The sequence below is a fragment of the Gluconobacter sp. ESL1110 genome, assembly GCF_058107395.1.
On the sequence record NZ_JBYLUK010000008.1, the window covers coordinates 694217 to 714973 of the forward strand.

Sequence of the window (20757 nt, forward strand, 5' to 3'; positions counted from 1 at the left end):
GATGAACAGCCCCAGTGAGATGTCCTCCCCTTCTCCAGTCGAGCATCGCCTGAACGAAGCCGATCAGAGCCTTCGGGCGGGAGATGCTTCAAAAGCACTGGATTTGCTTGCGCCCCTTCCAGACAGCCATGCCGTCCATCTGTACAGAGGACGTGCGCTCTTTAGGCTAGGCCGATATCAGGATGCGGCGGCGGAGCTTGAGAAAGCGACCCATCCCTTTGGGGGTCATGCCGTTACAGCTATTATTGACGAAGCAGTGTCCCTGCGTCGCAGATCCGACCTTCTGCATCTGTTTTCGGAAAGCCGAAAAATTGCTCCGCATGATCCGCGCCTGCTGGATGCACAGGGGAATATCCTCATGCACCTTGGACGCTTTGACGAAGCAGACATGTGCTTGAGGGAAAGCCTTAAACGGCGCCCCAATGACAAGGGCACTCTCAATCTTCTGGCCATGAATTTGACGGAACAGGGACGATTCGATGAAGCTCTGGCCATTCTGGATGGCCTCCGTCAGCGAGCCCCGGAAGAATGGGGGCCGGGCTGCAACATGGCTGCTATTCTCAACAATATCGGGCGCCTTGAAGACGCGGCAAACATTTATCGAGAGACCATTCCTCTCGCGCCCAACGAGGCTGCGCTCAGGCTGAATCATTCCATAGCGATGCTTAAAAGCGGTCGCATGGCCCAGGGGTGGGCCGAGCATGAATGGCGTTTCGGTTTACCTGGACACACCAACCTGCCGCAGAGCCGTCTCCTGCCCAATATCACGCCTTTTTTGAACCTTGAAGGCAAGCGCGTCCTCGTGACGCAGGAGGAAGGTCTGGGGGATACATTGATGTATCTCCGATATATCCCGGCTCTCGCACGAACAGGCGCTATTGTTCATATCTGGGGTACATCCACACTGGCTGGCCTCTGCCGCCGTGTCGAAGGCACAGCCATCGTGCAACATGGTGGAGAGACGCCGGACTATGACTACCACTGTCCCTTCATCAGCCTTCCGCGTGCGTTTTCCGCAACGCCTGACGCCATGGGCGCACCCGTTCCCTATCTGAAGGCCGATCCAATCAAAGTCCTCCAGTGGAAGAAAATTCTCCATTCTGATCGAAAATTACGTGTCGGCCTGGTTTGGGCGGGCGGTGCGCGCCCTGAAAATACAGGTGCACAGATGGTGGATCGTCAACGGTCCATGCCGCTCTCCGCGCTTGCGCCTTTGGCCGACCTGGAGGGCATCAGCTTTTACTCTCTTCAGAAAGACGAACCTGCCCTGCAAAGGCTCGATTTCCCGGGCACGCTGATCGACTTCATGCCGCAATGTCTGGATATGGATGATACGGCGGCCCTCGTCTCATGCCTCGATCTTGTCGTATCTGTGGATACATCCATGGTGCATCTGGCAGGAGGGCTTGGGAAACCTGTCATCATGATGGACAGGTTCAACAACTGCTGGCGCTGGCTTCATGGCCGGGACGACAGCCCGTGGTATCCGAAAATGAAAATCGTCCGCCAGACCCGTTTCCGGGACTGGTCGGACGTTGTAACCCGGGTCAGGTCTTTGCTTGAAGACGTAGTCAGCGCTCAGTAATCGAATCCGTAAGACAGACCAACGCTTGAGCCCGGATCGTTTTCTGGCGTTGTAAAGCCCGTTACCTGCCCGCCTGTTCCGACCGTCGTGTTAAGCTTGAGGCGCTTGGTCAGGTCAATCTGAACCTGCGCCTGCGTACCCGAACCAGATGTGGCCTGTTTCGCCCCCACATAGACGCCCTTCATGACGTATTTTCCTGCTTCCACACTGGTCCCCCCGTTATCGACGCCACTACCGCCACCTACGGCGAGACGATCAAGCCCAAGCGCATTCCGCACTTTCCCGAGTGGGTCAAAAGACGAGCCCCCGGCAAGCTGAGCCACCGCAGCAGCAAGTTCAGCAAGCTGTGTGGTCGAGAGGGAATGTGCGTCTGTTCCGAAGAGCAGGATGGCCAGAACTTCATCCCGAGGCTGTGTCGGCACTGATGCGAAGTCGATCCTTGGCGCGCTGGCATACCCAGTCACCAGAAGGCTCGCCAGCGTTCCCTTGGCATTACGGTCTGCGCGGAAATCTAGTGTCGGATCAAGCTTGTGGTTCACGCCCGTGCCATTGAACGCGACGCGTCCATGCGTGAAATTTAGGTTGATCCCGGCAAGGTTGAAGTTACCGCGCTTAAGGTCGAACCCGCCCGTCACGGACGGCGCGCTGCTGGTCCCACCCACATGCAGTTTGCCCTGCATTTCTGCATCCAGACCATGTCCCTGCACCACAAACTGGCCCGGCGAAATCACATCAATCGCCAGACCAATAATCAGTGCGCTGGTCGTGTCGGGTGCCTTCTGGCCCGGACGCACTACATCAAGCTGCGCCACAGAAGCCGGCATGGAATTGGGGATATTGACCGTCACGCTCGGCAGAACGATCTTCCCGTCCACATCGACACGGGTGGTGGCCTGTCCATGAATATGCAGGTCCGTGTTGATCGTGGCTGTTACCAGATCACTGGAGATCGGCCGCGCTTTGTTGGAAATAACCTTGATATCCACCGGCAGGCCCGGTCGGAACACACCGACAGTTCCCGTCAGACCAATCGTTCCCGGACCTGCGTGGGCCAGAACATTCTGAAGCGTCAGAGTGTCACCTGAGGCCACAATCGCACCGTTGATGTCCGTCAGACGGACGCCCTGTGCGTAATGATCGAAAGAGACATTGTGCAGGTCAACCTGTCCGGTTGCCCGAGGCTGGGTTGCGTTTCCAGCGACATTTAGATTGATCCCGATCTGACCCTTTGTCGCCATGCCGCTCGCACCCAGCACACCATTGGCAACGGACAGGTCGACATGACCAGTCGTGTTCAGAGCAATCGCGCCATCCTTCGACGTAGGCGCCGTTCCACGAACCGCGAGAGCCACTTTCGGGCCAGCCGCAAGGGTTGCATTCACCTTTGCCGTTTTTCCGGCCAAGCCGATATTCGCCAGAATTTCCGCAGCTGGGAGCGACGCTGCGGGACCGGTCTGCATTTTCAGACCATGCGCCGTCAGAGACACGGTTCCGGTCGGGGCATCCAGCGTTCCACCCAGATTGGCCTTGGCGGAAATGGTGCCGCTGGCTGCGAGATCCGGGGCGAAGGGTTTGGCAATCGCAGGCGTCAGACGGTCCACCGTTGCCGTCAACGCAAGACGTGGCTTGATCGAGCCCACAACATCAATCGTTGCCGGTGCAACACCCTTCGGAGCCAGCGTGGCGCGCAGATGATCCACGCCCATGACATCACCGAAGGACACATTGGCTGGCCCACCCAGGCGGATATATTCGTCTTTCGCCATCGCCGTCAGACGATCAATGCGGACGGTCTTCTTTGGCAGGTTGAGCAGAACAGCCGCATCGACATTGGCCGGTGCGCCCATAACATTCTGGGAAGCCCCATTCAGCGTCAGGGCCATGGCGGACTGCGGCCCTTTGACCGTCGCCCGCGCCTTACCCGTAATGTCCTGCGAGCGAACGCCTGCCAGATCGAGCGTCAGATCCGGGGTTGGATCATCAATCGGATTGGAAATCAGGCCCTTCAATGTCAGGGACTGCACGCTCGCCTGCGCCATGGCCAACGCACCGTCAAGTCCGAGTTTGACCTGCGGCGGTGCGCCTTGTGGCTCGGTCGTATGAATAGCAAGAGCCAGATGCCCCTTGATGGCCTGACCAATCAGACGCTGGAAATCCGCAAGGTTCCGGATGCTGAGATCCAGATCACCCAACGGCACCTTGGCACCGTTAGGGAGACGGAGTTTGCCCTGCCCGGTGAGGCTGTTCCAGCTCAGCTTGTTCAGATCGACATGGAATGCGCCATCATCCGTTTTCTGCACGGCACTATCGAGCACCAATGGTGCATGATCCAGCGTTCCATGCGCCGTCAGGGTACCCTGTGGATGCGAGGGCAGATGCTGGAAATCAGCATCCAGCGCTACTGGCCCCTTCGCTACATCCTTTGTTCCAAACTCGCCTTCCAGCCCGGCTTTGACCGCCAGATCATCGGTCGGCCCGTCCGCCGTGGCCGTCAGGGTCGTATTCCCGAGAAGTGTCGGGCTGACCTGTTTCAGATCAGGCAGCGCAACCGTTGCTTTTGTCTGCATCCGGTTGCCATGCGCCATATCCACGATGGCCGACACCAGAACATGGAGCGCCTGACCATCCAGCCCGAAATTCTTCACCGTCAGAACATTGGCCGGGGACTTGCTGAGTTGCAGAGCCAGATGACCGTCCTTGCCGATCAGGTGCAGAGCCTGCGGCTGACCACCCGTGATGGAAATCGTGCCTGTGCTCTGGAGTGTCAGATCATCATGATCCGTCACCGGCATTGCGAAATCAGCCGCCAGTGCAGCGTTTCCGCTCAGGTCCGTGCTACCCATGGCAGCAAGCGGGTGCAGATCCGGCAATGTCAGCGTGACGTGACCGGATGCTGCTGGCTTGAGCGTCGTGTTTGCGGCCATCTGGATCAGCGGGTGACTGACTGTCGCCACCACCGGCATGGTCGCTGCGAGCGGATGCGCCGTCACATCCAGCGTCAAGGGGGCGGACGCTAACAGGGTGGGGTGAGGTCCGGGCACACGCAGACCCGTCAGGGCGGCCTGAAGATGAGCAACCGTATCTTCAGGCTTGGGGGTTTCATTCCCGTCAAATGTCGCGTGCAGATGCCCGATGGAAGCACCACCAGCGGTCAAAGCGTCAATGTCCAGAAGACCCTGCCCTGCAGGAGCCTTCAGCGGTCCGTGCAGATCGGTGTTCAGGGCAATCGCATTCCAGCCAATTCCCGGCTTCAGGGTCATGGCAGGCGCATTGGCCTTAACGTGCAGGGTGGCAACATTGGTGTAGAGATTGATCTGACCGGTCGAAGACGCCGTAATCGGCCCGGCGCTCAGCCCGAAATCAAGAGCAGCAGCGGTGCGCGGTCCGGACAGATTCAGATGCGTGTCCACAGGATCAAGCTGCGGCAGTTGCCCAAGCGTGGTCGCAAACCCGTTGACGCCTTCCTTATAGGTGAGCGCCAGCACAATACGGTCTTTGGGGGTTTGAGCCGACAGCGTCATGCCACCCGGCGCATCCAGACGGTTCAGTTGCAGCGCGATATCCATTTTCGGAAGCGACTGCATTGTCACGCCATTCAGGAATGGCGCGATTGACGCGATATGGGCGTGACCACTCAGCGTGAAGACCGTGGGCTTACCCGTGAAGTCAGGCCCGATTTCGATACGGCCGACATTCAGCGCATCCAGATCTACCCGGATATTGAGCTTCGACGGGCCGGACTTCGTCTGCGCCTCGGTCGTCTGAGCCGTATCTGACACAGGGCTGCGCAGCAGTGCCAGACGGCTGGCACTCAGAACCTTGACGTGCGCATCCATGTGCAGAAGGGAGAGCGGAGACCAGCGGAGCTCAAAATGATCCAGCTCCAGCCAGACACCCTTGCTGTCCTTCACTCGGAGTTCCGCCAGCGTCAGATGCTGCGGAAGCGCGCCGGACAGCCCGGCGATCTGCACCATGCCCCCCGTCAGTGGGCCGACCTTGCTTTCGATTAGCCGCTGCCCTGGCCCGATATTGATGCCGATGAGCACAATCACGAGCGCCAGAACAACCAGTCCAAGCGGAACGCCGACAACGAGACCAACGATCCAGAGAATGATCCTGCGGGCGCGCATCAGAAAGTCTCCCCAAGACCGATATAGAGTTCCCATTTGTCGCCATAAGCCGGGCGGTTCATGGGAAGGGCAACGTCAACACGAATAGGTCCGATCGGCGTGAAGTAACGAACACCCGCGCCATAGCCAACACGAAGCGTGCCCTGCCCCGGACGGGAGCCAGTTCCGACCTGACCGGCATCGACGAAAGCCGCCATACCCAGATTCATTGGCAGCCGCTGGCGAAACTCGACCGTTCCCGCATCCAGAGACGTACCGCCAATGGCATATTTCGTTCTGCCATACTGCGGCCCCACGCCCTGATACCGGAAGCCACGAACCGTCGCAGGTCCACCCGCGTAGAGCCGCTGATCCGGCGGGATCTGGTAGGTGGATGCCCCCTGAACCGACCCAACCGTGCCACGCACCGCAATGATGCTCTTACCGGGTTTGGTCAGCCCGATCCGGGCAAGGTCAAAGTATGTTGAGACCTGCGCAGACAGGAGGGTGAAGAAGGACGTTCCATTTTCCAAAGATACGGACGGCGTAGCGGACAGGGCGGCCCGAATACCATGTGTTGCCGGGTCGATCGGATTGGAAAGCTGGGTGCTGTCATAGGTCGCGCTCAATGGCGCGGATACAATGAAATAATTCCGTGTATCGCCAAACTGCTGGATCTGCTCCTGCATCCCCATGAGGCCGCCGGACACGTACCAGAACTTGCCGAGACGCCGACCAATTCCTCCGCGAAGAATGAAGGCCGTCTGATGATAGGAATACAGAAGCTGCCGCACCGCTTCCACACGCAGGCTCAGGTTTTGGTTTTTATGCAGGAAGTCCGGCTTGCTGAAATCTGCATAAACATCGTAGCCCAGACCCTGCTGGGCTGAGCCGCCGAGGCCTGTCAGCAGAGCTGTCAGCTTGAGCTGCTCGGCATTCCCCAGAAGATTATGATGCGTCCAGGTGACACCGGCACGTCCACCCAGATCGGTCGAATACCCGGCCTGAACTGCAACGGTGCGCCGCTTGGCTTCCTTAAAATCGAAATCAACAGGCATGGCCTGGAAAACGCCGGGCACCAGCGTCTTACCCGGTCCAAGCGTGACGATCGGGGGCGCATTGTGAACCTGAACCGACGAAAATACACCCACAGCCGCGAGATCCTGCCGAGCCGCCTCAATCTTGGACGGCTGATACAGCTCGCCTTCCTTGATCGTCAGACGGCGGCGAAGGAACGACTGGTGCACACGTTGCAAGCCATCCATCCCGACGGGACCAATGACAACCTTTGGACCTTTTCCAACGCGAAAGACAATATCCAGCGTATTGTCATGCGGTTGAAGATAGGCAAGCGGCGTGGACACATCCGCGACCGCATACCCCTCTTCCTGCAACTGGGTGAGCAGATTTCCCTGTGCGGCAAGCACATCGGAAGCCACTGCTGGCTGTCCGGATTTCAGCTTGAACGCTTTCAGTTCTGCCGCAGTCAGTTCCACGGGTTCGCCCTGAGCCGTAGCGTCTCCCGCCGTCTCTGGCGCGCCCATTTTCTCTGCTGTCTGAGCCTTACTGTTCGCTGGAGCCGCACTTCCTTTTGGAGACGGTGATTTTGCAGCTGCATCAGATGGCTGAACTGCTTTGGGCGGCGGTGTTGTCAGGCTAATCTTGCCGAGATGGAATTGTGGCCCCATGGTAGCGGAAAGAGTAATGCTGACCTTTCCGCCTTTGGGAAGCGCATTCAGAGCATCTGGCAGCGCAGGATCACGCCCGTCCAGTTCCCGATCACCGACCTTGATACGAATTGTAACCGTACCCGCATAATAGCCCTGGGACTGCAATGCCGTGTCCACGCGGTCGTAATCCGCACGGATACGCCCCGCCAACGCATAAGGCCCAACAGCATGGGTCGTCTTCAGTGTTTGAAGCTGGGACGAGGCCTGGATGGCGGCATCGACCTCCGCATTTTTAGTCGGCTGAAGGGTAACAGAATACGGAACAGTTTTCTCGGCTTCCTCCCCGCTGGAGGGCGCATCTGCCCATGCTTTCTCAACATGACAGCAAGATGCCATGACGCCGAAAGCAAGGGAAAAGGAAACAACTGACGAGCGATGGCCTGGCTTCACCGGAGGTCCTGAAAATCCGTTTTGAGGAGGGATCGAACCGGGAAGGGTCGACCCTTTGGAGCGGATCCGCAAAAGACGGCCGCATACTCTTCTGGCTCTATCCTGAACACGCACGACAAGTCCACCGAAGACCCTCCCTATTATAGCCAATAGATACGCCTGAAAGACAAACAAGATTGTCTAGGTCTTCTGAAAACCGTATCACTCAGCACCCATGTCCCATCGTGATGCTCCTTCACCGTCCGGCCGCAGACGCCACAACCGACCGATCATTGATGAAAGTGTCAATTTTCCGGCCGATCAGGCAACAACGCAGTCCTCGATTTTCAGTCGTCTGAGCTGTATCGGGCGACTGACAGCCGTTTTGATATGGGCTTTCTGGGCGGGCTGCCTGCAGGCGCTTTTCATCCGTTTGCCTGGCTCAGCAAAAATCAGGCTTCCACGCGTTTTCTGGTACACGATTGGGCGTATTCTAGGGCTTCAGTTTCGTGTCATCGGGACACCTGTCGGTGGCATCAGAACCGCCAGGGATGTCCAAAATGGTGAACGCCCGATCGTTTATGTCGCCAACCATTGCTCCTGGCTGGATATCATCGCTGTTGGCGGTGTTCTCCATACGGTGTTCGTCGCTAAAGGCGAAGTCGGTACCTGGCCACTGATTGGCACCATCTCACGCCTCGGGCGCACGATCTTCGTCAGCCGCAACCGCCAGAACACGGGGAAGGAACTGCATGACATGGCGGATCGCCTCTGGGACGGAGACGATATCGTACTTTTCCCGGAAGGCACGTCTTCAGATGGCAGCCGCGTCCTGCCCTTCCTGTCGTCTTTCTTTGCCGTGGCCAAGCCGGGCCGCCTTGAGCAGGCAGGGATGCCAAAGCCTCCTCCGGTCCTCATCCAGCCCGTTTCCATCGTTTATGACAGACTGGAAGGCCTGCCAGTCGGGCGCAGTCGGCGGTCCGTTTTCTCATGGTATGGGGACATGGATCTGACCCCGCATATCTGGTCGTTCGGCCAGTGGCGCTCCATGCGGGCAACCGTCTTACTGCATCCGCCGTTGAACCCGGAAGATTTCAAATCCCGCAAGGAACTGGCCAACGCAACGTTCAAGGCCGTGCGTGATGGTGCCGCCCAGCTTCGGCAGGGACTTGTGCCAGACGGACAGAACTAAGCGCCTTATTCTTCTGCAATTCACAAGGTTTGTCTTGACTTGCCCGCCGTCAGCGCGTCACTTTCATAGCCATCGATGGGAGCAATCCAGCGTCCGTCCGGAGATGGTGATGCCACTTCAGGCCAGTCTGACATGCCGATACCGCCCCATGTTTGACTTCTCTCCTGTCTGGACAGACTTGACCGCGCGGTCTCCTGCCCCGATGTGTGTGCCTGCTTTTGCCAATCCCGGATCGAGACTGTGACCACCGAGACTTCCGCCTCCGCGCCTGCCCCTGCTGATCGTGCACCGACTGACCGTACGCGTCATGGGCTGCATGTCATTACATGGGGCTGCCAGATGAACGTCTATGACAGCGCCCGCATGGCTGATGTCCTGCGTCCGCTTGGCTATGGACCGGTTGAAACGCCTGAAGAGGCGGACATGGTGATCCTCAACACCTGCCATATCCGGGAACGCGCCACGGAAAAGGTCTTTTCCGAGCTGGGTCGCCTTCGCAAAATCCGTGACGAGCGGATGGAAAACGGGCGCGAGCGCAGTATCATTGCTGTTGCCGGGTGTGTTGCGCAGGCAGAAGGCGAAGAAATCCTCCGTCGTGCGCCCTATGTTGATCTGGTGCTTGGCCCGCAGACCTATCATCGCCTGCCAGAGATGGTCGCCCGTGCAGCGCGCGCTGGTGGTGCGGTCATCGAGACGGATTTCCCGGCTGAACAGAAATTCGATTTCCTTCCCAATGAGGCTGCCCCTCAGTCCGCTGGGAATCTCACAGCGTTTCTGACTATTCAGGAAGGTTGCGACAAGTTCTGCTCCTTCTGTGTCGTACCGTACACACGCGGCGCAGAAAGCAGTCGTTCGGTTGCTTCCGTCATGGCTGAAGCACGCCGCATGGTGGACGCTGGCGTCCGTGAAATCACGCTGCTGGGCCAGAACGTCAACGCCTATCATGGCGATAATGGCCAGGGTGGCAGTGCTACACTGGCGGAACTAGCCGAAGAGCTGGCACGCCTGCCGGGCCTGGATCGTATCCGCTACATGACGTCTCACCCGCGTGACGTGGATCAGACCCTGATCGACGCTCACCGCGATAACCACGCCCTAATGCCATTCCTGCATCTGCCAGTTCAGAGCGGTTCAGACCGTATCCTGAAAGCCATGAACCGTGGGCATACCGCAGACGAGTACCGCGAGAGCGTTCGTCGCTTGCGGGAAGCGCGGCCTGATCTGGCTCTCTCGTCAGACTTCATCGTCGGTCATCCGGGTGAAACGGATGAAGACTTCGAAGCCACGATGCAGCTCGTACGCGATATCGGCTTCGCTATGGCTTACAGCTTCAAATATTCCCCCCGTCCCGGCACACCCGCCGCTGGCCAGCCTTTTCAAGTGGCCGAGGACGTGAAGGACCGTCGCCTCGCCGAGCTTCAGGCGCTCCTGCGTGAACAGCAGGACGCCTTCAATGCGGATATGGTCGGAACGGTTCAGGATATTCTCATTACGGGGAAAGGCCGCAAGCCGGGTCAGCTTTCCGGCCGGTCTCCGTATCTCCAGCCTGTTCATTTTGAAGGGCCGGAGCATCTGATTGGCACCATCGCCAAGGTTGCTATCACAACTCGCATGACCAACTCACTTGGTGGAACCCTCATCCGGGAGACAGCCTCCGCTTGCTGACAACACCCCCGACGCGCTCCGTCGCCACCACTGGTGGCACCGAAGGCAATCGCACTGTCGCATTGCGCTTCAACGACAACATTCTTCTCCAGAGACTTCTGGGAGACCACGACCGACATCTCGCCCGACTTGAAGAAGGGTTTGACGTCCGGCTCTCATGCCGTGGCAACAAGATTGCTATCTCGGGAGAGACGGACGCCGTGGGCCGGGCGCAGGCCGCCATCGTCGCGCTTTACAATCAGCTCGAACAGGGCGGCACCATCGACAGTTCACAGGTTGATGGGGTGATCCGTCTCACGGCCCTCCCAACGCGTCATCATGAGCGGCAACGCGCTGCCGTTCCGCCACCATCTTCGTCACAGCATTCTCAGAAGCAGCATCCACGCCGGGACAATCAACAGCGGACAGATACCCGCTCTCCACAGCAGGTCCCTCCGTCCTCCGCCCCCTTTACAGATCTGCCCGCCATCCGCACCAAGCGGGGCGTAATCGCTCCGCGGTCTCATGGTCAGGCGGCGTATATGGAAATGCTGGCCCGCACCGATCTGGTCTTCGGGATCGGACCAGCGGGAACAGGCAAGACCTATCTGGCTGTCGCGCAGGGCGTCGCCATGCTGCTGGCCGGACAGGTTGATCGTATCATTCTCTCCCGTCCGGCAGTGGAAGCCGGCGAGCGTCTGGGCTTTCTGCCCGGTGACATGCGGGAAAAAATCGATCCATACCTCCGCCCGCTCTATGATGCCCTGAATGACATGATGCCGGGCGACCAGGTCGTGCGCCGGATGGGTACGGGCGAGATTGAAGTCGCGCCGCTGGCCTTCATGCGTGGCAGAACCCTTGCCCACTCTTTCGTCATTCTGGATGAAGCCCAGAATACGACACCAGCCCAGATGAAGATGTTCCTGACCCGCATGGGTGAAGGCACACGCATGGCTGTTACAGGCGACCTGAGCCAGATTGATCTGCCCAACGGGGTATCATCTGGGCTAAGGGAAGCCGTCGAGACCCTCGAAGGCATCAAGGGAATCGGCATTACACGGTTTACATCCGTCGATGTGGTGCGCCATCCGCTGGTCGCCCGTATCGTCGATGCCTATGAACAGAAAGCGCCTGCCCCTCTGGATAATTTCAGGGATCGGCCGCGCCGGGAAAACAATGGAACCTCCAAGTCGTCACGCCGGTACTGACATCATCATCGAGGACGCCAGATGGCGCTTCTCGGTTCCTGATACAGAGCGCGCGATCCGTCGTGCGCTCACCGCCGTCGCCCGTCAGGGCGGCCCGGATTTCAGCCGGTCTCCTGCTCCGTCGATTCTTCTCTCGACAGATCGGATCGTAAAGCGGCTCAATGCCCGCTTCCGCAACAAGAACAAGCCCACGAATGTTCTGACATTCGAGCCGGTGTCCCCCGTTCATGGCGGAGACATTATTCTGGGTTACGAGACGGTCCGGAAGGAAGCGGATGCTGCCCATCGCAGCATGCGTGCCCATCTGTCACATCTTGTGGTTCATGGTGCCCTGCATCTGGCAGGATACGATCATTATCAGCCCGGCGAAGCCCGGGACATGGAAGGCGTGGAAACCCGCACGATGCGTCAGCTTGGCTTTGGCGATCCGTGGCGACAGGCAGGAAGACGGGCATGAGCGAAGACATTACTGACCGTTCAGACGACGGTAGGAAGAATTCCCGAGGCCTGTTCGGACTGTTCGGTCGCCGTGGCCGCGATCAGGGTTTGCGCGAATCCATTGCAACGCTTGTTCAGGAAGCAGCTCAGCCTGTCGAGGAAACGGGCGACGAGCCTGAGCTCGATCGGCAGGAACGCGCGCTCATTATGAACGTGCTGCGCCTGCGGGACATCACGGCGGATGACGTCATGATCCCGCGCGCAGACATCATTGCCATGCCGGAGAGCATCTCCTTCAACGATGCTCTGGATCACATGCGGCGGGAAAATCATTCCCGTATGCCAGTCTATCGCGGGCAGCTCGACGATATCGCTGGCATGATCCATGTGAAGGATCTGGTGGCTTATGTGGACGACCCCGAAGCGTTCGACATTCGTCCGCTCCTGCGTCAGCCTCTGATGATTGCGCCAACTATTCCGGTTCTGGATCTGCTTCTGCAGATGCGTCAGCGCCGGATGCATATGGCGCTCGTCATTGACGAATACGGCAGCATTGATGGCCTCGTGACGATCGAAGATCTGATCGAGACGATCGTGGGCGATATTTCAGACGAACATGATGATCCGGTCACAACGCCGTGGGTCGAACGCCCTGACGGCTCCTTCGATATCGATGCCCGCTTGCCAGTCCGACAGCTTGAGGAGCGGCTCGGCGCTGTTCTGACAGATGCGGAACGGGAAGCGGAAATTGAAACGGTTGGTGGGCTGGTGTTCCGCATGGCGGAACATGTTCCAGCCCGCGATGAAGTTTTGACCCATGACAGCGGCCTAGAATTCCGCGTTCTCGACGCCGATGCGCGTCATATCCGTGCCTTGCGGATGCGGGTTCCGGAAGGTTGGGAAAAGAAGCCTCTCCCCGATACCGGGCAGCAGGATGATGAGCGCGGGTCTTGACGCCCGCGTCAGTTCATCGTTCTGAGTAATTGAGATTGTCCGTAATGGAGACCCATCCATGACCCTTGGCCGCCGCGCGTTCCTTATCGCTGGCCCTGCCCTTGTGGCAGTGACTTCCCTGCCTTCTGCGTTCGCAGAAGACACCGGCCTCCCGGCGGGAGATACCCGCATGGGACCACGGGTTCTTGGATCTCCGGACGCCAAGGTACAGGTTGACGAATGGTTTTCCCTCACCTGTTCTCATTGCGCACATTTCGCGCAGACGATCTTCCCGCAGGTGAAGGCGAACCTGATTGATACGGGCAAGATCCGCTATCGCTATCACGATTTCCCCCTCGATCAGGTGGCGCTTCTGGCCGCCATGCTCGCCCGGTCTCTGCCAGCAGACCGTTATGCCCCCTTCGTGGATGATCTGCTCCGCACGCAAGATCAGTGGGCATTCGCGCAGAACATCGACCCTGTGCAGGAACTGAAAAAGCGCGCCGCCATGGCGGGTATTTCAGCGGCTGAGTTCGATAAGATCAACGCTGATAATGCCCTGCGTGAGGCCATCGTGAACCGGCAGGATCGCGATGGCGCGTTTCTTCAGATCCAAGGTACTCCCTATTTCCGCATCAATGACGCTCCGGCCCCGGATGTTGTTTCCAGCTATGATGCGTTCGCCAAAGCAGTTGCAAAGGCTTCCTGAATGACCCGTCCCATGATTTCCCGCCGTTTTATTCTTTCCGCAGCCCCGGCTCTTGCCGTGGCCGGTACGGCTGCCCGCGCCGCTGATGTGCCACCGGCCCTTCCCGCCAATGACCCGCGCATGGGACCACGCATCATCGGCAATCCGAACGCCAAAGTGCTGGTGCAGGAATGGTTTTCCCTGACCTGCACACATTGCGCCCATTTCGGCACGGAAGAATTCCCGAAGATCAAGGAACAGCTCATTGATACCGGAAAAATCCGCTATCAGTTCCATGATTTCTGCGGAGACCGCGTCGGTCTGACGGCTGCCATGGTGGCCCGCTCCCTACCCGAAGACCGTTACGTTCCCTTCATTGGTGCGCTGCTCTCCAGCCAGATGCAGTGGGCTTTTGCTTCCGGCGGTGACCCGATGCAGCGCCTGCAGCAGATGTCGGCTCTGGCGGGTGTCTCCGCTGCTCAGTTCAAGAGCATCAGCGAAGACACGGCATTCATGCAGGCCATGTACAATCAGGTGCAAAAGGATGCGGAGACATACAGCATCCAGGGCACGCCTTATTTCCGCTTCAACAACACGCACTACGATCAGGACCCGGAAACCTACGAGAAGTTTGCCGATCTGGTCGCCAAGGCGTCCTGATCTCTTTCAGGGCGTTTCATAAACACCGATGTCAACGCACACCACGACGATCAGCCGCCTGACGATCGGCGGCTTCAAAAGCTTCGCCGATGAGGTGCGCGTTGACATTCTTCCGGGCCTGACAGGCATTATCGGTCCAAATGGCTGCGGCAAATCCAATGTCGTCGAAGGCCTGCGCTGGGCCATGGGTGAGACCTCCGCCCGCGCTCTCCGGGGCGGCGAGCTGGACGATCTGATCTTTGCCGGGACAGGCGCACGTTCGGCCCGGAACATCGCTCAGGTCACGCTTCATCTGACCGGCGCCAAGGGTCTTGCTCCCGCTCCGTTTCAGGATGCTGAAGATCTTGAAATCACGCGTCGTGCCGAGCGCGGTTCCGGCAGCGAATACCGCATCAATGGCCGTGTCATGCGTGCGCGTGATGTACAGACGCTTTTTGCCGATCTGGCGTCCGGCGCCCGAAGCTCTGCCATCGTCAGCCAGAACCGTGTCGGTCAGCTTATCGCGGCCAAGCCGGAAGAACGCCGCCTTCTGCTGGAAGAGGCCGCTGGCATCACAGGGCTTCATGCCCGCCGTCATGACGCGGAACTGAAACTCCGTCAGACCGAAACCAATCTTTCCCGAGCAGAAGACCTGCGCCTTCAAATCGAAGAGCGGCTCGGAAGCCTCGAAGAACAGACCGTTCAGGCGCGGAAATATCGTGAGATCTCTGAAAAGCTGCGGGAAGCCGAGGTTCAGCTGCATGCCCTCCTGCACGCCCGCGCCAATCTCGCCGTACAACGCAGCAAAGATGATCTGGCCAAAGCCCGAGAGGCCCTCCGCAAAGCCGAGCAGGAAGCCGAACACGCAACCATTGCCGAGTTCGAAGCCCGCAAGGCCACCCCACAGGCCCGAGAAGAAACAGACCGCCTCCGCAGTGCTCTGGAGCGCCTGAAAGTCCAGTCCGAAACGGCACGCGTGGACGTCACGCGTGCACGGGAAGCAGAAGCCGAAGCACTGGCACGCTTCCAGCAGGCCGAAGCAGATTTCACCCGAAGCACGGAACGGCTCGTACAGGATCGAGCCGCCCAGACCGCCGCTCTTGCTGATCTGGAAGCGCAGGAGAAGGAACACGCCCAGCTTCCTGAACAGCGCGCTCAAGCCACCGAAGAGCAGAACCGGCTCGCAGCACTTGAGCGAACTCAGGCAGCGTCTCTGGAAGAAGCGGTCCGTCTGCGGGATGCAGAAGCAATCCGTCGTGACGGTCTGAAAAGCACTCTGGATGCTCTAACAACGCGGCTTGACGCTGAAACAGGTGCTCTTCAGGCCCTTGAAGCAGAACTGACTGCGCTGGAAAAAGACCGACCTGACGATGACGCCCTGGAAAGCCTGCGCCAGCAGGTTGAGGTCATCATCAGTGAGGCTGAGGACGCCAGACAGCTCGAAGCTGCGGCTCTTGCCACGCTTCAGGATGCGCGTCTGGCAATGGAGTTGCAGAGCCACACCCTCGAAGACGGACGGCAACGGCTGACGGTTCTGGAAAAGACCGAGGCGGATCTGAAGCGCCGCCTTCAGGCCGCAACAGACCGTCTGTCTCAGGACCGCACCGCTCATGCCCAGACGGCCACCGCTCTCCTGACGGATACACAGCGCGCCGAGCTTCAGGCTCAGCGGGAAAAAACCCTGCAGGCATTGGAAGATATTTCCGCGCGGGAACGCGCAGCGCGGCAGGCTCTGGATGAGGCCAATGCGGCGTGGCTTGAAGCGCGCGCCAAGGCCGAAGAAGGCGTCCAGCGTCATAAGGGCCTGCTCCGTGCGAAAGACAATGCCCAGCACACCGCCACTCAGGCCGCCCAGCGCGCAGAAACGGCTCTTCGGGAACGGGATACTGCCGGGAAAAGTCTCGTGCCGGACACTGAGGTAGCAGCCCTCCAAAAAGCTGTTACGGATCTGGAAACGAGACTGCATGCCATTCAGAGCGCTCTTTCCGAAGCCGAGTCAGCCCTTTCTTCTGCGTCCGAAGCGGAGAGCTCTACCCGCGAGGCTCTGACCCGTACAGAAAGCACGATCCTGCGCCTTCGTTCGGAATGTGAAGGGCTGGAACAGACACTCGCAGCCGTCGCCGCGCAGCCGGACCCGTTGGAAGACAGACTGGATATTCCTGCTGATCTGGCACGGGCCGTTGCTGCGGCACTGGCAGATGGACTGGATGCTTCTCTCGCGCCCACGACCGTGGCCGCTGACCGTCGGTGGCTTGCTCTCACAGCGTTAGCCACCCCACAGATTGATTCCTGCCCGCCTCTCTCGTCTCTGGTTGCGGTGCCAGACGCTGTGAAACGCTGCCTGGACGCCGTTTTCCTACTGGATGATCCCGGCAAAGGGGCCGCTCTTCAAACGCATCTTCAACCCGGTCAGGCGCTTGTCTGCCGGAATGGCGCTCTGTGGCGATGGGACGGTTTCATTCGCTCTGGAGACGCACCTGATGCCGGAGCCGCCCGTCTGGAGCAGAGACAGCGCCTAACACAGGCCCGCGCCCTTCTTACGGAGAAGGAAAAAGATCTTCCGGCCGCACAAAATGCTTTTCAGGAGGCCCAGCGCAGACGGATTGGGGCGGAACAGACCTTGCAGCGTCTTCGATCGGAGCGTGCGGGACTGGAACCTGAACTGAGCAAAGCCCGCTCCCAGTTTTCAGGACGCGAACAGCAGGCCGCGCTGGCAAAAAGTCGTTGGGAAGAAGCAGAACGTCGCTTGTCAGACGCAGAAGCCACTGCGAAAAGCGCACGCTCGGACGCGGACAAAGCATCTGTCGATTATGACGCCCACCCTTCCCCGGCGGCCCTGACCGACAGGGCCGAGCAGGCAGCTCAGGTCGTGGAGGGCGCTCGAACGGCTCTCACGGCATTGACACGGGATCTTCAGACAGCCCGGACAGAGGCCGAACAAGCTGATCGTACGTTGGATCAGGCCGTTCTGCGTCATGAGACAGCGCAGACACGCCTTCAGGAACTGGAAGAGGCCCTGAAAAGGCTGGAGCGGGATATTGATGCTCTTCAAACTGAACTTGAAGCCACAACAACCGCCACAGACCGGCCGGATCTTCCAGATCTGGAGCGCCGTGAAGCCGTAGCCCGTCAGCAGCATCAGGACGCCCGGCAGAAACTTGAAGCCGCGAGCAAGACCATGAGCGACCTTCGCCAGAAGGCAGATCGTCTCTCTGCCGAATTGCAAACCCTTGACCAGTCTGCCACAGCAGCCCTCGCCCGACGCACAGCGCTTGCTCCACGCGCGGCAGAACTCAAAGCGCTCGTCGAGAAGCTCACAAAGGACCATCAGACGCAGGACGCTGCCATTGCAGAGCGTCCGGACCCTGCGCTTCTGGAACAAAACGTGCTGGACGGCACTGCGGAGCTGGAAGAAACCCGGAAAGCACTTCAGACGGTCCGGGAAACCCTGTCTCACCTCGCGCTTGAAGACATGCGCCTGAACGGAAGTATCGCGGCGCTCAGAGGACGACTATCCGATCTTGATGGACAGATTTCTCAGGCTATTCAATCCCATGCGGAATTGGAAGAGCGCCGCAACACTCTGGAAAACGCGTGGAACAAGGCGGCCCATAATCCGATACGCCTCGAAGCCGCGCTAAAGCAGCAGGATCTGGATCTCGAAAAGGCTCAGGCAGCCTATGATGAAGCCCGCGCCAGAGACGAGGCCACTGACCAGGCTGGTCAGGCCGCGCAAGAACGTCGTCGGGAGGCTGATCTGGCGCTGTCATCCGCTCGTGAAGCCATTGCTCGCCATACGGAACGAGCCGAACAGGCCGTAGCAGCACGTGAGCGGTTGTTGACGGAAAGCGACCCGCCAGAAGGAGGTGTTTATCCTTCTGATCTGTCCGAGCAGGCCGAAACATCCACCCGTCGCAGGCTCTCACGTCTCACTCGGGAACGAGATGATCTCGGGGCCGTCAATTTACGCGCCGAAACAGAGTATCAGGAAGCCAAGCAGACTGCCGAAACCATCGCCCGCGAGCATGAAGAACTGACGGCGGCCATCAACCGGCTGCGCGGCGGTATTGGAACCATCAACCGTGAGGGACGCGAGAGGCTTCTGGCCGTCTTCACGGAAGTGGACCGACATTTCCAGTCGCTGTTCTCCCGGATGTTCGGGGGGGGGCGTGCGCATCTGGGTATGGTCGGCAGTGATGATCCGCTGGAAGCCGGGCTGGAAATCTTTGCCCAACCACCGGGGAAAAAGCTTTCCACCCTGTCCCTGCTGTCCGGTGGCGAACAGGCTCTGACGGCTTTGTCCCTCATCTTTGCGACATTCCGCTGTAACCCGGCGCCAATCTGCGTATTGGATGAAGTGGATGCGCCGCTGGACGACGCCAATGTCGAGCGCTTCTGTTCTCTTCTGGCGGATATGACCAAGGAAGCGGGCACGCGCTTCCTTGTCGTGACCCATCATCAACTCACCATGGCTCATATGGACAGGCTCTATGGTGTCACAATGCAGGAGCGTGGTGTAAGCCGGGTTCTGTCGGTTGATCTGGGGCGCGCAGCGGCTCTCGTCGAAGGCTGACGTCTTTTTTCTTCAATCGAAAATTGACGTTAAGGCGTTGAAGCCTTTTGATAGACAAAACGCCTTGAAAGACCGAGCCCATTTTCGTCGAACCACCTCTCCCCGCCCCGATCATGACGCGAATCCGTGAACACGGTGTTCGTGTGGTGGGAGACGTGCATGGCGATCTGAATGCTTTCCGGCATGCAACCGCCACCGATCGCTTCGTCATACAACTTGGGGACCTCGTAGATCACGGGCCAGACAGTGCCGGCGTGATGGAGCTGATGCTCGATCTTCTAGAAACACATCGCGGGCTTTTCATTCTTGGCAATCATGATCGCAAACTGGGGCGCGCTTTCGAAGGACGTCGCCTGAGGCGTGATCCCCCCCTTGAAGAAACGCTCCGGCAGTTTTCCCTGCCGGAATATGAAGGGCTTCAGCAGCGTGCCCATGAAGCGATTGCTGCTGCACCAACATGGCTCAGACTGGGGCGGGCGCTGTTCGTTCATGGCGGCTTTCATACCGCCATGCTTTCCGAGCCTCCTGTTCCGGGCTTGGGTGAAATGTCCGCCCCTCTCTCCCGCGCCCTGTTTGGCGAAACCACCGGCCGCATGCAGCCGGATGGGTATCCTGAACGCCGCCTGACCTGGATCAACCGTATTCCCGAGGGAATGACGGTTTATGTCGGCCATGACCGCCGCTCAACTGACGGACGCCCCTGGCGCCGGATGGGGAGACTTGGCGGCACGGCTGTCTTTACGGATCTGGGTGCTGGAAAAGGCGGCCACCTTGCATGGATTGACATTAATGACTTCTGACAGCTCTTCCGCCCTCGCAGAACTTGAACGCCTGCGTGCCAGTATCGACAATATCGACGCCGCCCTGATTCATATGCTGGCAGAACGGTTCCGGTGCACCAAGGCGGTTGGCGAACTGAAGGCACGTTCCAGCCTTCCCGCCGCAGATCCCAATCGTGAGGCCCGTCAGATCGAACGTCTGCGCCAGCTTGCGCGGGATGCGCATTTGGACCCGGACTTTGCCGAGAAATTTCTGGCCTTCGTCATCCGTGAAGTTATTCGGCATCATGAGGCTATTGCCGCTCAGGCGAATGGTTCTCACGAATGACGACCCGTTTGCTTCTTGTGCTTCGTCACGCTGAAGCAGGCCCACATCTCTATTCCGGAGCGGGCGATATCGAACGCCCGTTAACCGAAACCGGCCGCCAACAGGCCGTAAAGATCGGTCAGAAGCTGGCCCAACTGGCTTTGCCACAGCCCTTGCAGCTTCTCTGCAGCCCCGCACGGCGGACACGGGAAACGGCTGCAGGCGTTCTTTCCGCTCTGCCGGGAACCGTAACGCCAGAACTTGAGAACAGCCTTTATGGCGCAGATCTCAATACGCTTTACGGCTTTATCCACGGCATTTCAGATCATGTTCAAACGCTGCTTCTGATCGGGCATAATCCGGCCATTGGTGCACTGGCTTACAATCTGGCCGGCACAGCCGTGCAAAATGACGCCTTTGCAGCCCTGAGACACGGGTATCCCCCCGCAATGCTGACAGTCTTCCAGACACAGGAAGACTGGATCAACATCCGGCCCTCTACCGTACAGGCTCTCCACGTTCTGACACCCTGACGGGTCAACACCGCTCCAGACATAGACGCT

14 protein-coding genes are annotated in these 20757 nt (G+C 59.0%); 12 read left to right on the top strand and 2 right to left on the bottom strand.

What is annotated here, in order from left to right:
* Position 1: 1 nt before the first annotated feature.
* Positions 2-1585, top strand: coding sequence for a tetratricopeptide repeat protein (locus AC3B6F_RS11700; RefSeq protein WP_489824481.1), 1584 nt, complete (start codon positions 2-4; stop codon positions 1583-1585).
* On the opposite strand, the gene AC3B6F_RS11705 is transcribed toward AC3B6F_RS11700, so the two are convergent.
* Together AC3B6F_RS11705 and AC3B6F_RS11710 are read right to left on the bottom strand one after the other, a co-directional pair.
* Positions 1579-5715: a translocation/assembly module TamB domain-containing protein gene (locus AC3B6F_RS11705; RefSeq protein ID WP_489824482.1), complete on the bottom strand. Its 4137-nt coding sequence runs from the start codon at positions 5713-5715 to the stop codon at positions 1579-1581. The genes AC3B6F_RS11700 and AC3B6F_RS11705 overlap by 7 nt on opposite strands.
* Positions 5715-7814: an autotransporter assembly complex protein TamA gene (locus AC3B6F_RS11710; protein WP_489824483.1), complete on the bottom strand. Its 2100-nt coding sequence runs from the start codon at positions 7812-7814 to the stop codon at positions 5715-5717. The genes AC3B6F_RS11705 and AC3B6F_RS11710 overlap by 1 nt, the downstream gene beginning before the upstream one ends.
* Before the next feature lie 214 nt (positions 7815-8028).
* Between AC3B6F_RS11710 and AC3B6F_RS11715 the strand changes: the two genes are divergently transcribed.
* The 11 genes from AC3B6F_RS11715 (at position 8029) to AC3B6F_RS11765 (ending at position 20727) form a co-directional block, all read left to right on the top strand.
* On the top strand, positions 8029-8985 hold the full coding sequence (locus tag AC3B6F_RS11715; RefSeq protein WP_489824485.1) for a lysophospholipid acyltransferase family protein: 957 nt from the start codon (positions 8029-8031) through the stop codon (positions 8983-8985).
* A 240-nt stretch (positions 8986-9225) separates the two neighbouring features.
* Positions 9226-10650 (top strand): tRNA (N6-isopentenyl adenosine(37)-C2)-methylthiotransferase MiaB, encoded by a 1425-nt coding sequence (gene miaB, locus AC3B6F_RS11720; RefSeq protein WP_415573502.1) that lies wholly within the window; start codon positions 9226-9228, stop codon positions 10648-10650.
* Positions 10644-11837: a PhoH family protein gene (locus AC3B6F_RS11725; protein WP_062502637.1), complete on the top strand. Its 1194-nt coding sequence runs from the start codon at positions 10644-10646 to the stop codon at positions 11835-11837. Before miaB ends, AC3B6F_RS11725 begins: the two co-directional genes overlap by 7 nt.
* Positions 11806-12294 carry an rRNA maturation RNase YbeY gene (gene ybeY / locus AC3B6F_RS11730; RefSeq protein WP_061931766.1) on the top strand — a complete coding sequence of 163 codons (489 nt, stop codon included), beginning with the start codon at positions 11806-11808 and terminating at the stop codon, positions 12292-12294. The genes AC3B6F_RS11725 and ybeY overlap by 32 nt, the downstream gene beginning before the upstream one ends.
* A complete protein-coding gene (locus AC3B6F_RS11735) occupies positions 12291-13229 on the top strand; it encodes a hemolysin family protein (protein WP_010502456.1) in 939 nt (312 codons plus the stop codon). Before ybeY ends, AC3B6F_RS11735 begins: the two co-directional genes overlap by 4 nt.
* A gap of 58 nt (positions 13230-13287) precedes the next feature.
* A complete protein-coding gene (locus tag AC3B6F_RS11740) occupies positions 13288-13917 on the top strand; it encodes a thioredoxin domain-containing protein (protein ID WP_489824487.1) in 630 nt (209 codons plus the stop codon).
* A complete protein-coding gene (locus AC3B6F_RS11745) occupies positions 13918-14556 on the top strand; it encodes a thioredoxin domain-containing protein (protein ID WP_023945427.1) in 639 nt (212 codons plus the stop codon). It abuts the gene before it with no gap.
* 28 nt (positions 14557-14584) lie between these two features.
* On the top strand, positions 14585-19108 hold the full coding sequence (locus AC3B6F_RS11750; protein ID WP_489824488.1) for an AAA family ATPase: 4524 nt from the start codon (positions 14585-14587) through the stop codon (positions 19106-19108).
* 113 nt (positions 19109-19221) lie between these two features.
* A complete protein-coding gene (locus tag AC3B6F_RS11755) occupies positions 19222-19908 on the top strand; it encodes a metallophosphoesterase (protein ID WP_023945424.1) in 687 nt (228 codons plus the stop codon).
* Positions 19898-20215: a chorismate mutase gene (locus AC3B6F_RS11760; protein ID WP_062502643.1), complete on the top strand. Its 318-nt coding sequence runs from the start codon at positions 19898-19900 to the stop codon at positions 20213-20215. Before AC3B6F_RS11755 ends, AC3B6F_RS11760 begins: the two co-directional genes overlap by 11 nt.
* A complete protein-coding gene (locus tag AC3B6F_RS11765; protein WP_489824489.1) occupies positions 20212-20727 on the top strand; it encodes a SixA phosphatase family protein in 516 nt (171 codons plus the stop codon). The genes AC3B6F_RS11760 and AC3B6F_RS11765 overlap by 4 nt, the downstream gene beginning before the upstream one ends.
* Positions 20728-20757 lie beyond the last annotated feature (30 nt).

Coding starts and splice junctions, on each gene's coding strand:
- AC3B6F_RS11700 (WP_489824481.1), top strand. CDS start 2: ATGAACAGCCCCAGTGAGATGTCCTCCCCTTCTCCAGTCGAGCATCGC.
- AC3B6F_RS11740 (WP_489824487.1), top strand. CDS start 13,288: ATGACCCTTGGCCGCCGCGCGTTCCTTATCGCTGGCCCTGCCCTTGTG.
- AC3B6F_RS11760 (WP_062502643.1), top strand. CDS start 19,898: ATGACTTCTGACAGCTCTTCCGCCCTCGCAGAACTTGAACGCCTGCGT.
- AC3B6F_RS11745 (WP_023945427.1), top strand. CDS start 13,918: ATGACCCGTCCCATGATTTCCCGCCGTTTTATTCTTTCCGCAGCCCCG.
- AC3B6F_RS11750 (WP_489824488.1), top strand. CDS start 14,585: ATGTCAACGCACACCACGACGATCAGCCGCCTGACGATCGGCGGCTTC.
- AC3B6F_RS11715 (WP_489824485.1), top strand. CDS start 8,029: ATGTCCCATCGTGATGCTCCTTCACCGTCCGGCCGCAGACGCCACAAC.
- AC3B6F_RS11755 (WP_023945424.1), top strand. CDS start 19,222: ATGACGCGAATCCGTGAACACGGTGTTCGTGTGGTGGGAGACGTGCAT.
- AC3B6F_RS11705 (WP_489824482.1), bottom strand. CDS start 5,715: ATGCGCGCCCGCAGGATCATTCTCTGGATCGTTGGTCTCGTTGTCGGC.
- ybeY (WP_061931766.1), top strand. CDS start 11,806: ATGGAACCTCCAAGTCGTCACGCCGGTACTGACATCATCATCGAGGAC.
- AC3B6F_RS11765 (WP_489824489.1), top strand. CDS start 20,212: ATGACGACCCGTTTGCTTCTTGTGCTTCGTCACGCTGAAGCAGGCCCA.
- AC3B6F_RS11735 (WP_010502456.1), top strand. CDS start 12,291: ATGAGCGAAGACATTACTGACCGTTCAGACGACGGTAGGAAGAATTCC.